Annotated in this window: 13 protein-coding genes, 1 tRNA gene and 1 pseudogene; 11 read left to right on the top strand and 4 right to left on the bottom strand. The window is 67.0% G+C overall.

The window, feature by feature from the left end; translation table 11 throughout:
• Window positions 1-46: 46 nt before the first annotated feature.
• From BLT81_RS06840 to BLT81_RS12950, 5 genes are all read left to right on the top strand, one after another.
• Window positions 47-745 carry a response regulator transcription factor gene (locus BLT81_RS06840; RefSeq protein ID WP_040421301.1) on the top strand — a complete coding sequence of 233 codons (699 nt, stop codon included), beginning with the start codon at window positions 47-49 and terminating at the stop codon, window positions 743-745.
• Window positions 746-810: 65 nt separating this feature from the next.
• A complete protein-coding gene (locus BLT81_RS06835; protein ID WP_019194215.1) occupies window positions 811-2145 on the top strand; it encodes a sensor histidine kinase in 1335 nt (444 codons plus the stop codon).
• Window positions 2146-2221: 76 nt separating this feature from the next.
• Window positions 2222-3427, top strand: coding sequence for a S1C family serine protease (locus BLT81_RS06830; protein ID WP_231286606.1), 1206 nt, complete (start codon window positions 2222-2224; stop codon window positions 3425-3427).
• 66 nt (window positions 3428-3493) lie between these two features.
• Window positions 3494-4063, top strand: a complete 570-nt coding sequence (locus BLT81_RS06825; protein WP_019194213.1) for a MogA/MoaB family molybdenum cofactor biosynthesis protein — start codon at window positions 3494-3496, stop codon at window positions 4061-4063.
• Window positions 4060-4224: a hypothetical protein gene (locus tag BLT81_RS12950; protein ID WP_172812380.1), complete on the top strand. Its 165-nt coding sequence runs from the start codon at window positions 4060-4062 to the stop codon at window positions 4222-4224. The genes BLT81_RS06825 and BLT81_RS12950 overlap by 4 nt, the downstream gene beginning before the upstream one ends.
• A gap of 13 nt (window positions 4225-4237) precedes the next feature.
• Here the strand turns inward: BLT81_RS12950 and mscL are convergent, their stop codons facing one another.
• From mscL to BLT81_RS06810, 3 genes are all read right to left on the bottom strand, one after another.
• Window positions 4238-4699: a large-conductance mechanosensitive channel protein MscL gene (mscL, locus tag BLT81_RS06820; protein ID WP_019194211.1), complete on the bottom strand. Its 462-nt coding sequence runs from the start codon at window positions 4697-4699 to the stop codon at window positions 4238-4240.
• Between the two features lie 90 nt (window positions 4700-4789).
• Window positions 4790-5401, bottom strand: coding sequence for an SAF domain-containing protein (locus BLT81_RS06815; RefSeq protein WP_019194210.1), 612 nt, complete (start codon window positions 5399-5401; stop codon window positions 4790-4792).
• 6 nt (window positions 5402-5407) lie between these two features.
• Window positions 5408-6004 carry a 5-formyltetrahydrofolate cyclo-ligase gene (locus BLT81_RS06810; RefSeq protein WP_019194209.1) on the bottom strand — a complete coding sequence of 199 codons (597 nt, stop codon included), beginning with the start codon at window positions 6002-6004 and terminating at the stop codon, window positions 5408-5410.
• A 66-nt stretch (window positions 6005-6070) separates the two neighbouring features.
• Here BLT81_RS06810 and BLT81_RS06805 point away from each other — a divergent pair, with 66 nt between their 5' ends.
• From BLT81_RS06805 to BLT81_RS06785, 5 genes are all read left to right on the top strand, one after another.
• Window positions 6071-7036 (top strand): UTP--glucose-1-phosphate uridylyltransferase, encoded by a 966-nt coding sequence (locus BLT81_RS06805; RefSeq protein ID WP_019194208.1) that lies wholly within the window; start codon window positions 6071-6073, stop codon window positions 7034-7036.
• 61 nt (window positions 7037-7097) lie between these two features.
• The gene (gene glp, locus BLT81_RS06800) at window positions 7098-8357 is read left to right on the top strand and encodes a molybdotransferase-like divisome protein Glp (protein WP_019194207.1); all 1260 of its coding nucleotides are present in this window, start codon (window positions 7098-7100) and stop codon (window positions 8355-8357) included.
• 7 nt (window positions 8358-8364) lie between these two features.
• On the top strand, window positions 8365-9027 hold the full coding sequence (locus BLT81_RS06795; RefSeq protein ID WP_040421300.1) for a GNAT family N-acetyltransferase: 663 nt from the start codon (window positions 8365-8367) through the stop codon (window positions 9025-9027).
• Window positions 9028-9145: 118 nt separating this feature from the next.
• Window positions 9146-10213, top strand: coding sequence for a divisome protein SepX/GlpR (sepX, locus tag BLT81_RS06790; RefSeq protein ID WP_019194205.1), 1068 nt, complete (start codon window positions 9146-9148; stop codon window positions 10211-10213).
• Between the two features lie 67 nt (window positions 10214-10280).
• Window positions 10281-10353, top strand: a tRNA-Ala gene (locus BLT81_RS06785).
• Between the two features lie 89 nt (window positions 10354-10442).
• Here BLT81_RS06785 and BLT81_RS06780 read toward each other — a convergent pair.
• A pseudogene (locus tag BLT81_RS06780) lies at window positions 10443-11521 on the bottom strand (integrase core domain-containing protein); the annotation flags it as partial.
• A gap of 604 nt (window positions 11522-12125) precedes the next feature.
• Between BLT81_RS06780 and BLT81_RS13350 the strand changes: the two are divergent.
• Window positions 12126-12266, top strand: a complete 141-nt coding sequence (locus BLT81_RS13350) for a plantazolicin family TOMM peptide (protein ID WP_081582913.1) — start codon at window positions 12126-12128, stop codon at window positions 12264-12266.
• Window positions 12267-12294: the final 28 nt, after the last annotated feature.

Below are 12294 nucleotides of genomic sequence, written 5' to 3'. Positions count from 1 at the left end.
ATGCCCCAAATGACCGAATGCGAGACGCATACGTCATAATGGACACATGAAAATTCTAGTGGTGGATGATGAGCAGGCGGTGCGGGAGTCCCTCCGCCGCTCACTCATTTTTAATGGGTACGACGTCGTGCTCGCGGAGGACGGGGAGCAGGCGCTCGCGACGATCCGTCATGAGCAGCCCGATCTCACCATTCTCGACGTGATGATGCCCAAGCTCGACGGGCTGAGCGTGTGCCGTAACCTGCGCTCCACGGGCTACGAAAAGCCGATTCTTATGCTGACGGCCCGCGACGGAGTCGCCGACAGGGTCGCGGGGCTTGACGCGGGCGCCGACGACTACCTTGCCAAACCGTTCGCCCTCGAGGAGCTTCTCGCCCGCATGCGCTCGCTGCTGCGCCGCGCCAACCTTGATGCCGTCTCTGGCGGCCGGCGCGCGAGCAAGAACCTGCAGTTCGAGGACTTGGAGCTGCACACCGACACGCGCGAGGTGCGCCGCGGGGAACGGCCCATCTCGCTGACGCGCACTGAGTTCTCCTTGCTGCAGTACTTCCTGGAAAACCCCCGCCAGGTGCTGTCCCGCCAGGACATCCTCGAGGAGGTCTGGGGCTACGATTTCCCCACCTCGGGTAACGCGCTCGAGGTCTACATCGGCTACCTGCGCCGCAAGACGGAAGCGGGAGGGGAGGATCGGCTGATCCACACCGTGCGCGGCGTCGGGTACGTCCTTCGGGAGTCCGCCCCGTGACACAATCGGGCCCTGCATTTTTCCGGGGCCTCGCGCCGAACGCCGACCCCGCACTGCGTGCCTTGATGACGCTCTTGGTCGCGGTCCTCGTCGTCGGCGGCGCCACCATTTCCAGCTACGGTATCGCGCAGCACTCGATCAACGTGAGCACGGATAGAGAGCTGGAGACGAAAGCCAACGTTCTGCTGGCGGACATGGAAAGTACTACTGACGCTGAGCAGATGGCGCGCAACCTGTCGTCCTTTAAGCGTTTCAACCCGGACGTGCGGGCCTCCTACATTTTCCCGGGCTCCGACGCGTATATCGGCGACCCGGTGCCCGTCGGCGGAGACTTCGAGCCGGACGAGTACGGGGTGGAAACGTCCGTGCGCGAGGTGGGAGGCGAGCGTGTGGTGGTCAAGCGCGGCTCCCGTGGCAGGGCCATCGCCCTCGCGCAAAGTCCCGACCCCGACAAGCGCCTCCTGCGCGATCTTGGCATCATTTTCGCCATCGTCGTCGGCCTCGCGCTGGTGCTCAGCCGGGCGGTCGGCGAACTTGTCGGCCGCGCGAGTATGCGGCCGATCCGGCGCCTCGAAAGCGCGGTCGAGCACGTGCGCAAGACGGAAGACTTGGCCGAGATTCGGGTCGAAGGCGACGACGAACTGGCGCGCCTGAACTCGGCTTTTAACGGAATGATGGAGTCGTTGGCGGAGTCGCGGCGGCGCCAGGCGCGGCTCGTCGTCGACGCCGGCCACGAGCTGAAGACGCCGCTGACCTCGATGCGTACCAACATCGAGCTGCTCATGATGGCCAGCCGGACCGGTCAAATGGAGCACCTGCCGCCGCAGGAAAAGGACGCCTTGGAGCGCGACGTCATAGCGCAGCTGGAGGAGATGTCGTCGCTCATTGGCGACCTCATCGACCTCGCCCGCGAGGATGAAGCGCCACGGCAAGCGCAGCCCGTGCGCATCGACGAGGTCGTCCAGCGAGCGCTCGAGCGGGTGCGCAGGCGCCGCCTCGACGTGTCCTTCGACGCCCACCTTGACCCGTGGATGACCCAAGGAGACCGGCAAGAGCTGGCGCGCATGCCCGTCAACCTCCTCGATAACGCAGCGAAGTGGTCCCCGGAGGGCAGCACAGTGCGCGTGCGCCTCGAAGCGGGGCGTACAAAGGCCGTGCTCACGGTGGATGACTCGGGCCCGGGGATCCCGGAGGACGAGCGCGAGGTCGTCTTCGAGCGTTTTTACCGTTCTCCGGAAGGTCGGGCGATGCCGGGGTCGGGACTCGGCCTCGCCATTGTGAAGCACGTGGTGGAGCGGCACGGCGGCTCGATCGAAGCGGGGGAGTCCGCAGACGGGGGCGCGCGTATGCGCGTGGTGCTGCCCGGCTGGCGGCCTGCCGGGGTGCGCGCCGCACAGTGAAGGCACAGGAAACGTTACGGACGCCCTGTTGGGACCGGTAGACGCCAACCAGATGCGGCGGGAATAATAGCGACTCATGAATAATGACATGCCGCCGCAGCCATACGAGCCGGAGCGTCGGCCCGCTGACACCGACATCACCTCCGAGCAGCCGGTCGTGAACCAGCCCCCCGCCTCTGCGCCCGCCGAAAAGAACCGCCGCACGGGGCCCGGAACCGGCGGCGTAGTCGCCATCGCGCTCGTGACCGCGTTGCTGGTCGGCGCGGGCGCCGGGTACGCGGGCGGCGTCTTTGCCACGAACAATTCGCAGGCCGAGGCCTACAACGCCCTTCAAGCCGACAGCGTGCCAAACGAGACGCAGGCCCCCGAGGGCTCGGTCGAAGAGGTCGCGGCCGCGGTTTTGCCGGCCGTCGTCTCTCTCGAGGTCGCCGGGCGAGCAGGCGTGGCCGAGGGCTCCGGTTCCATCATCTCCTCCGACGGCTACGTGCTGACCAACCACCACGTCATCTCGGCCGCCGAGGACGGGGCCGCCGAGATCGTCGCCACGCTTAACGACGGCTCCCGCCACAGCGCCACCTTCGTCGCCTCCGACGTGGACACCGACATCGGCGTGGTCAAGATTGACGACGCCGCCAATCTTCCCGTTATCAACTTCGGCGACTCCGACGACCTGAAGGTCGGCCAGGACGTCGTGGCCGTCGGCTCCCCGCTCGGCCTGTCGGCCACCGTGACCAGCGGCATCGTCTCCGCCCTCAACCGGCCGGTGCGCGCGGCGCAGGGCTTTACCGAAAGCTCGCTGATGGACGGCATCCAGACCGACGCCGCGATCAACCCCGGCAACTCCGGCGGCCCGCTGGTAGACATGAACGGCAACCTCGTGGGAATGAACTCCGTCATCGCGTCGCTGTCGACGGGCATGGGCGGCGAGTCCGGCTCGATCGGCCTCGGCTTCGCAATCCCCTCGAACTTTGCCAAGCGCGTCGCGCAGCAGCTCATCGAGACGGGGGAGGCCACGCAGCCGATGCTCGGCGTGCAGGTGGACATCCGCAACACCGGGGGCGGCGCGTTCGTGGCGGGCGTCGAACCGGGAAGCCCCGCGGACGAGGCCGGCCTCGAGGCGGGCGACGTGATCACGCGGCTGGGGGAGCGCCCCATCGATACCGCCGACGCACTCATCGCTGCAACGCGCTCCCGCGACTTCGGTGAGACCGTTGAGCTGGAGGTTCGCCGCCCCGGAAGCGAGGCGACTGAAACGGTAGAGGTAACGCTGAGTTCGGAGTAAGTTCATAGCGGAACAGACATATGTCGCTTGCCCCGCACGCCCCCGTGCACACCAAAGGAGAACACCATGACGGACGCGTTGGAAGCGCTGGACAAGTACGAGTTGAGTGACCCGGACGAGGCGGTCCTTCTCGCGGCGGAGCTGGAGGAGGATCCCATCCTGCCCCGCGCGCTCGTCGTGCTGGTCTCCGACCACCGCTTCGAGGTCGAGGGTGACGACACGGACCGCCTCGTGTGCGAGCTCCTCGGCGAGTTCGGCTTCACCGTTGACGGGGTCGTGCGAGTGAAATCGAAGAAGTCCGATATCCGCAAGGCCATCGAGACGGGCGTCGTCGGGGGCGCCGACCTCGTGCTCACCCTCGGCGGAACCGGAGTAGGCCCCCGGGACAAGACGCCGGAGGCGACGCGCAGCGTCATCGACAAGCTCGTGCCCGGCGTGGGACAGGCCATTCGTTCGTCGGGCCAGGCGTGCGGTGCCGTGGACGCGTGCACCTCGCGCGGGATCTGCGGCGTGTCAGGCTCCACCGTCGTGGTCAACCTCGCCCCCTCGCGCCAGGCGATCCGCGACGGGATTTCCACCTGCGCTCCGCTGGTCACGCACTTGGTCGGGGAGCTCAACCGGTACAGCCTCCAGTGAGGCGCCCCCGCAGGAGGGCGACGCGCCGAGCGGACGTGGACTACGACCGGGACGCGGACACGCCGACGGCGCGCCCCGAGGAGGGAGACGAGCCGGGCGCAGAGCAGCTCGACGAAGAGTTCTACACACAGGAAAAGCCCCCGCATTACGGGGGCGACTAGGGCGTGAGGCGCCCTACCGAGGCGCGCCGGGGGTGTCGGTGTCCGTGGCGCCGCTGGTGCCCTGCGGGCTCTGACCCTGCGGAGCCTGGGCCGCGAGGAGGTCACGGATCTCGGTGAGCAGCTCCGTATCGGTCGGGGCCGGGGCCGTCTCCTCGACGCCGCGGTGGCGTTTTTGCAGCTGATCCAGCTTATTCATCGGGGTGACGATGAGGAAGTAGACGACGGCGGCGATGAGCAGGAAGTTGATGATCGCCGTCAGCAGCATCCCGAAGTCGAGGGCGGTGTCGTCGCGGCCAGGCAGGATCGTCAGCTTCAAGCCCCCGACTTCGGCGCCGCCGAAGACGTTGAGCAGGGGGTTAATGATCGAGTCCGAAAACGCGGTGACGATCGCGGTGAACGCGGAGCCGATGACGACACCGACGGCGAGATCGACAACGTTGCCGCGCAGGATGAAGTCCCGAAAGCCTGTGAGCATGTCTCTCCTTTTCATGACGCCGAGGCCGGCGTGCAGTCGTGGATTGCGGACCACGCCCACGATAACGATGTGGCCGCCGCGAGGAAAGCGTCAGGGCGGCGGGGCTTCCAGCACGACCGTCAACGGTGCCGCGAGGGACGAGGCCGCGACGGCGGCAGCCTCCTCGGCGCGCAGTAGAAGCAACACGCTGGGTTCGGCAGCCTCCGTGCTGGCGAGCACGACCCGCGCCCCCGACGCCACCGTCACCGCCGCCCCCGTCTCCGGGGCCAGCGTGATCACCCTGACGTGCGCCCCGTGGTGCAAAAGCGGCACGATCTCCGGCTCGGCGAGGACGACAGGGACCATCGTGTAGTCGCCCTCGGGGGCGAGGCTACGGCTCAGCTCCGGGCCGACGAGGCGCGTGTGCGTCACCACTTCCCCCGCCGCCGCGCCGGCGGCCAGTGTTGTGCCTTCGGCGTCTGCTACGGCGCCGAGCGCGGTCGCGGGGACGGCCGAGGCGGGCAGACGGCGAAGCTCGACGTCTTCGCTGCTGACGACAGTGCCCGCGGCAACGTCACGAGCGAAGACGAGGACCTCCGGCTCACGCGCACGCGTCGAGGCAGCGCTGAATACCGCGGCCACCACCAAGGCGAGGGCGAGGACGCGCCGGATGAGCACGCTGCGGCGGTGGCTGGGGGTCCGCAGCTCGTGGACAAGCTTCATACCCCCTTAGACGGGGCGGGCGGCGTCGGGGTTCCCTGAAAAGTTGAGTACGCCTCTCGGGGTGATCGCCGCGGCGACCGGGACGTCGTGCGCGTCGTGGGGGACATGGTCGAGGACATCGTTGTCGTAGACCAGCGCCGCGACGGGCACGGCGAGGCCGTCGAGGGCTCGGTCGTAGTAGCCCGCGCCCTTGCCCAGCCGCATGCCGTGCGTATCGACGGCAAGAGCCGGCGCAAGCACCACATCGCAGGAGCGCAAGACGGCCGATGTGAACCGGGCCCCGGTCGGCTCGGAAATCCCCAGCGCGCCCTCGGTCGACGTGGCGCCGTCGTAGACGGCCCAGGCGAGCACCCCGTCCGGCAGCGAGATGGGGAGGAAGACGGCGCGGCAGACCTCGGCGAGCGCCGGCAGGAGGGCCTCGCCGCCCGGCTCGGAGGGGAGGGGGAAGTAGGCCGCGACGTTGCCCGTTGCGCCGCGCTCGCGCAGGAAGGCGGCGGCGTTGCGGGCGAGGGCTGCGTCCAGCTGCGTTTTAGTGTCGGGGGAGGCGCGGAGGGAACGTCGATAAGCAATGCGCTGCTCACGCACGGTCTGCTTTGTGCTCATGACCACCATTGTCGCACAGGAGTCAAAGAGCGGATGGGGAGGCGGGGGCGGGTAAGGTCGAGCATTATGCAGAATTCCAATCCGAGCCCGGTGCAGGGCGTCAAAACGGTCGTTGTGCCCGCTGCCGGGATGGGGACCCGCTTTTTGCCTGCGACGAAGACAGTGCCCAAGGAGCTGCTGCCGGTGGTGGACACCCCGGGCATCGAGCTGATCGCGAGCGAGGCGGCGCAGCTGGGTGCGCAGCAGCTGGTGGTGGTCACTGCCCCCGAGAAGCAGGAGATTATGCGGCACTTTGGCTCCTTTGAGCAGCTGCGCGAGACGCTTCAGGCGCGCGGGAAGACCGCCGAGGTGGAGAAGGTCTCCCGCGCCGCGAACCTCATCGAGGCCGTCGCCGTGGAGCAGGAGCGGCCCCTCGGCCTTGGGCACGCGGTCGGGTGCGCGGAAAGCGCGCTGGGTGAGGGCGAGGACGCAGTGGCCGTCATGCTGCCGGACGATCTCGTGCTGCCCACCGGCGTGATGGAGAAGATGGCGCAGGTGCGCGCCGAACTCGGCGGCTCCGTGCTGTGCGCCTTTAACGTGCGGCGCGACGAGGTATTTAATTACGGCGTCTTCGATGTCGAAGACCTGACAGAGCACGAGGCGTCCGGCTTCGACGGCTTCGAGGTCAAGCGCGTGCGCGGCATGGTGGAAAAGCCGGCGCCCGAGGACGCGCCCTCCACGCTCGTGGCGGCGGGGCGCTACCTGCTCGACCGCGCCATCTTCGACGCCCTGCGCCGCATCACCCCGGGTGCGGGCGGCGAGCTGCAGCTGACGGACGCCATCGCGCTCATGATCGACGAGGGCCACCCCGTCCACGTCGTCGTCCACGAGGGCAAGCGTCACGACCTTGGCAACCCGGGCGGCTACATCCCCGCCAACGTCGACTTTGGACTGCGCAACGAGAAGTACGGGCCGGCGCTGTATACCGCGATCAAGAAGATCATCGACGAGTTCGAGGCGGAGAACCCCCACGTGGTGGGCGACCAAGGGTAGATTAAGCCCAACTGATTCGGACTGATGTGGAATGTGCCGCGGAAAGGGGCAGTGGACATCTATGCGCAGCGTTGACGACCAGCTCGCGATGGTGATCGATGCCGCCGCGGCGCCCGACCCCATCCGCGTGACCATCGCCGACGCCCTCGGGCTCATGTGCGCGGAGGAGGTCGCCGCGACGCGTTCGCTGCCGGGCTTTTCGCAGGCCGCAGTCGACGGCTACGCGGTGCGCGCCGTCGACGTCGGCGGGGGTGTCGCTCTCGGTTCACGGGAGGACCCCGGCCCAGTCGACGCGTCCCTTCCCGTCGTCGGTGAGGTCGCTGCAGGTTCGCAGAAGCCGCTGCGTTTGCAGCCCAGGCAGGCCGTGCGCGTGGCCACGGGCGCGCCCCTTCCCACGCTGGCCGACGCCGTCCTGCCCCTCGAGTGGAGCGACCGGGGCTGCAAGCGCGTCAGTGCGCTGCGCTCCGTGAGCACGGGGGACTTCGTGCGCCGAGAGGGCGCCGATATCCAGCCCGGCGACGTGGCCGTCAGCGCCGGAGCGGTGCTCGGGCCGGCGCAGATCGGGCTGCTGGCTGCGACGGGGCGCGACAAGGTCCTCGTCTACCCGCGGCCCCGAGTGGCGGTCATGGCCTACGGCCTCGAGCTTGTCGAGATCGGTCGCGACCCCGGCTTGGGCCAGGTCTACGATGTGACCTCCTACGCTCTCGCCGCCGCCGCCAGAGAGGCCGGGGCGGACGTACAGCGGGTGGGCATCATCAACGCCGAGCCGAGGCGGTTGAAAGAGACGATCGCGAACCAAGTTGCACGCAGTGAGCTGTTGGTTATCGCCGGGGCGGTCGGAGGCAGCGGCGCGGACGCCGTCCAAGAAGTTCTTGGCGGCCTCGGGGAAATTGACGTCACCCGAGTGGCCATGCATCCCGGCTCGGTGCAGGGCTTCGGGCTGGTTGGGGAGGATCGTGTCCCCGTGTTTTTGCTCCCGTCGAATCCGGTGAGTGCGCTGGTGATCTTCGAGACCATCGTCCGGCCTGCCATTCGGCAGTCCCTGGGCAAGCGCACCCCCGCGCGCCGCGCCGTCCACGCCCGATCGCTTGGGCCCATCCAGTCCATCCCGGGCCGGCGCGGTTTCATCCGCGCCCGCCTCATGCGCGACGCGGAGACGGGCGACTACCTCGTCCAAGGCCTCGGCGGCCCGGGCGGGGGCCCGGCGCACCTGCTCGCGGGTTTCGCCGACGCCAACGCGATGATCGAGATCCCCGAGGAGGTCACCGACATCCGCCCGGGCGACGTCGTTGACGTCGTCTTCCTCCAGCAGCGGTCCTGACCCGGCGATGTTGCGTTTCTTAACGGCGGCCAGCCCGTATCACCCTGGCTGGCCTGAATCGACGCCCGCGCTCGCGCTCCCCGCCGGGCCGCGGGTGAGCTTACGCCCTCTGCGGGGCCGCGACGGGCGCGCGTGGTCCGAGACAAGGCGCATCGACGAAGCCTGGCTCAAGCCCGTCGAGCCGTCCGTGCCCGGCACATGGGACGAGGCCCACAGCCCCGCCGCGTGGCGGCGCACCTGGGCGAACCTCCGCGCGGCGGCTGCCGACGGCACCGTCGTCCCCTTCGCCATCGACGTCGACGGCGCGTTCGCCGGCCAGGTGACGCTGGGCAACATCCAGCACGGGTCCGTCAGCGAGTGCTGGATCGGGTACTGGGTGCACTCCGCGCACATGGGCCACGGCGTCGCCACCGCCGCCTGCGCGCTTGGCACCGACCACGCCTTCGGGCGCGTCGGCATGCATCGTGTGACCGCGACGTACCTGCCGTCGAACCCTGCCTCCGGCCGGGTCCTCGCCGCGAACGGCTACCGCGAGGAGGGCTACCTGCGGCGCAATTTGCATATCGACGGCCAGTGGCGCGACCACCACTTCGTTGCTCTGAACAAGGAGGACTACCCGGAAAGCGCGGCCCGGTGGCTCATCGCCTCGGGCAGAGCGCGACCCGCCTGAGGGGCGTTTTTCGGGTGCTCCCTGCGGCGTGCCTGCACGGGGGATGCGGCCACGGCCGATAGCGTAGAAGTGATCTTTAGCTCCGTCCGCCAAATGTCCGCAGAAAGGTGGCCAGCCCATGGGCAGCCTCAGCCTGATCGTCGTCTTGATCATCGTCGTGTGGGTGATCGTCCTCGCCCCGATGGTGATGGGCAATAACACACCGATCCGCCGCTCGGGCGATGGCTACGACGAGACTCGAGTGCTCCACTCCGGGGGCACCGCACCCGTGCCCGGCCGCCGCCGCCCGAAGCTCACCCGGGCGGACGTGCACCGCTTTAGCGAGGACACCGAGGACTACGAGGTCGTCGAGGTCGAGGATAACGACCCGGAGAAGGAGAAGGGCCTGTCGGTGCGCGGGTTCTTCACCCGTCGTGACGAGCCCCTCGAGGGCGAGGTGGTCGCCGACGCCGCCGAGGCGGAGGAGTCCGCGCAGGAGCGCGACGTGGCCCCCGAAGCGGCCCCGGTGCAGGACGAGGAGGCCGGATCGACCGCCTACTCGCTGCTGCAGGAGGAGGACGACGAGATCGGCCCCTACGAGGTGGAGGAATCGTACATCTCGCCCGAGGACTACGGTTACGCCGCCGTTGCGGCCGACACCGGCGTTGGCAGGCCCGAATCGGGAGAAGGGGCGACGGAACCCGCCGGGGAGTTGGTGGCGATCTCGCAGGAGGCCGATCTCACGGACGAGGACATCGAGTTCGCCCGCACCCGACGCGGCCGCGGCGGGTGGGACCCCGAGCGCGAGCAGGCCACCAAGGCTGACCGTTTCCAGAGGCGCCAGCGCACCCTGGCCGGCCTGATCGTCGCCGACGTCATCGCCGTCGTGGGCGCCGTCGTCGCCGGCGGGTGGGTCTGGCTGCTCCCAGCCGTGGCGATTGCCCTGACCCTGTGGTTCATGGTGGCTCTGCGCCGCGTGGTGCGCGAGGAGCGCGCGTTGCACGCGCGCCGCGTCCGCCAGCTGCGGCGCGCCAGGATGGGCGTGGCCACGGCGGACAGCCCGGCCTCCGCCTCGCCCTTTCGCCGACCCCCGGGGGCGGTGATGGTGGAGCGTGACGACGAAAGCCCCGACTTCGCGGACCTGCCCGCCTACGCCGGCGAGCCGTACGAGCACACCACCGAAAGCTCCGCCGCCCGCGCCAGCTAGCCGCGCTGAGCAGCCGGTTTAGTCTTCTGGCGGGGCAGGAGTAAGGTCATCTATGCGCTAAGCGCGAGGGGCTATAGCTCAGTTGGTAGAGCGTCGCGTTCGCAATGCGAAGGTCAGGGGTTCGATTCCCCTTAGCTCCACTTTTGTCCTCCGTCGCGACATGATGGACACACCGGCTTATTTTTTCGGGGCGCCGGTTTTGTTTCTTATTGCAGGGGTGGGTCGCGGGTTAAGCGACAAAATGTGTGTCTGGTGTCGGCGTGTCGCGGGGTGTGTCGATGTAGTGCTCGGTGATGATTTCGCCGGTTTCTTTGGGTGATGTGGTTGTCGGTGATGGCCATGAGGATTTTTCCGCCGACGCAGGCTCGGCCGATTCCAAGGTGATACAGGCGGCCGGCGTAGCGGATACTGACTTCGCCGTTGGGTGCGACGATGTCGTTTCGTGTGCGCCATTCGTCTGCGGGGGTGGCTTTTGGTTCGGCATTCGGGCCGTGGGTGTAGGCCGTTTCGGTGTGTGGCGTCCGAGGCAGCGGTGCGGGCGCTGGGTGTTATAGTAGTCGGCGAATTCGTTGAGTTGTTTCTGCAGCTGGTCAATTGTTTCGGCTGGTGGTCGGGCCTTGATCCATCTTTTGAGCGTTTGGTGGAATCGTTCGATTTTACCTTGGGTTTATGGATGGCCTGGGCGGCCGTTTTCTGTTGGATGCGGTGGTCTGTCAAGACCTTTTCGAAGGTGTTTCGCCCGCCTTTGCGCCCGGCCATGCGGGCTGTGAAAACGAGGCCGTTGTCTGTGAGCGTGGATGCGGGTGGGCTGTAGGTTTCAACGAGGCGTTGTAGTTCTGCGGCGACTGCTACCCCGGTAAAGGCTGCTTTTGCGGTGACACCCAGCAGGTAGCGGGAGTGGTCGTCGAGAAAGTCGAGGACTTCTACCCTGGTGCCGTCGCTAAGGAACAGGTGGGTGATGTCGGCTTGCCAGCACTCGTTAACCATGGCGGCTTCGAAGCGGATGTAGCTGCTGCGGAGCTTTTTCCGCCGCTGCGGGGCTACCAGCCCGGCGTTGGTGATGATCCGGCGGATCGTCGACGTTGACGGCACTCGCAGGCCCTGTCGCTCCAGGTGGAAGGCGATGGAGTCGGGGCCGGCGTCGAAGCCAGCCTTGGTGAGTTGTATGCGCATGTCAATGATGTGTTTGCGCAGATCTGCAAGAACGGCGTGCGGACGGGTGTGAGGCGCACGTGATTTCGGGGCGATCGCCTCAGCTCCGCCGATGTTGAACTCGGCCAAAATCTTGTAGACGCGCTGGCGGGAGATGCCGAGAGGCATCTCTCCGTAACGCAGTTGAGGAGTTGCGACGTAGATGGTGCAATGGCCGTTATTGTGGTTGTCCCGTTGAAGACACCCGAGGAGATATAGTGCTGTTCTTTTTCACTGGGATTGGGGGCCGAACCCCATCCGAGAACCAGCGCGGGTTGCGGGGAAACACTTTACCCTTGGTCTGGGGCTGGTTAGCTTCGGTAAAGAGGTGCAACGGCTTGATGTCCTGAGAGGTTTCGAACGTTCAGAAGTTTCGAACGCCGCAGGACGGTTAACTGGCGTGCTTTGTGTCAGCCCCCCTGGGAAACCGTGGCGTCACCCGCTAGACGGCCGCCCAGCCTCTTGAATTCGATACTGCGTCGATTCATGTGAAGCGTGCTCATCGGAACCAAACGGACCGAGCGCAAACGTCCTCGGATGGTAGTAATCTCCCTCTGCTTAAAGTGAACGGAATATTACAGAAAAATGACATTTTATCTCTTGAAAGCGAATAACACCTCTCGGGCAGTGACATAGGCTTCAGGTGATGGTATAGATGGAGCCATCCCAAAAATACTTTTGGGGCCCGTCCTATCGTCAACCTGAAAAGGAGATGAAATAAATGTCCAGTTTGATCAACGCGTTGCCGGCCGAAATTTCGACTGGCTCCTCCAAGATTGTGTCCGAGGTCCAAGCATTCGAGCCTACCGCCGCTCGCTGCACTTGCACTACCCTGCCGTGCTGCTGCTGCTGCGGTGGCTAAACCAAGGCTTATCTGCGGGATGTCTGGG

The organism is Corynebacterium timonense, from assembly GCF_900105305.1.
Lineage (GTDB): Bacteria > Actinomycetota > Actinomycetes > Mycobacteriales > Mycobacteriaceae > Corynebacterium > Corynebacterium timonense.
The sequence above is the reverse complement of the archived record's forward strand: the minus strand, read 5'-3'. Positions and strand labels throughout refer to the sequence as shown.

Bases quoted from the DNA above. Each gene is read 5' to 3' on its own strand.
- BLT81_RS06815 (WP_019194210.1), bottom strand. From the start codon at position 5,401: ATGAAGCTTGTCCACGAGCTGCGGACCCCCAGCCACCGCCGCAGCGTG.
- BLT81_RS06805 (WP_019194208.1), top strand. From the start codon at position 6,071: ATGCAGAATTCCAATCCGAGCCCGGTGCAGGGCGTCAAAACGGTCGTT.
- BLT81_RS06810 (WP_019194209.1), bottom strand. From the start codon at position 6,004: ATGAGCACAAAGCAGACCGTGCGTGAGCAGCGCATTGCTTATCGACGT.
- BLT81_RS06825 (WP_019194213.1), top strand. From the start codon at position 3,494: ATGACGGACGCGTTGGAAGCGCTGGACAAGTACGAGTTGAGTGACCCG.
- BLT81_RS06835 (WP_019194215.1), top strand. From the start codon at position 811: ATGACGCTCTTGGTCGCGGTCCTCGTCGTCGGCGGCGCCACCATTTCC.
- glp (WP_019194207.1), top strand. From the start codon at position 7,098: ATGCGCAGCGTTGACGACCAGCTCGCGATGGTGATCGATGCCGCCGCG.
- BLT81_RS06795 (WP_040421300.1), top strand. From the start codon at position 8,365: ATGTTGCGTTTCTTAACGGCGGCCAGCCCGTATCACCCTGGCTGGCCT.
- BLT81_RS06830 (WP_231286606.1), top strand. From the start codon at position 2,222: ATGAATAATGACATGCCGCCGCAGCCATACGAGCCGGAGCGTCGGCCC.
- mscL (WP_019194211.1), bottom strand. From the start codon at position 4,699: ATGCTCACAGGCTTTCGGGACTTCATCCTGCGCGGCAACGTTGTCGAT.
- sepX (WP_019194205.1), top strand. From the start codon at position 9,146: ATGGGCAGCCTCAGCCTGATCGTCGTCTTGATCATCGTCGTGTGGGTG.
- BLT81_RS06840 (WP_040421301.1), top strand. From the start codon at position 47: ATGAAAATTCTAGTGGTGGATGATGAGCAGGCGGTGCGGGAGTCCCTC.
- BLT81_RS13350 (WP_081582913.1), top strand. From the start codon at position 12,126: ATGTCCAGTTTGATCAACGCGTTGCCGGCCGAAATTTCGACTGGCTCC.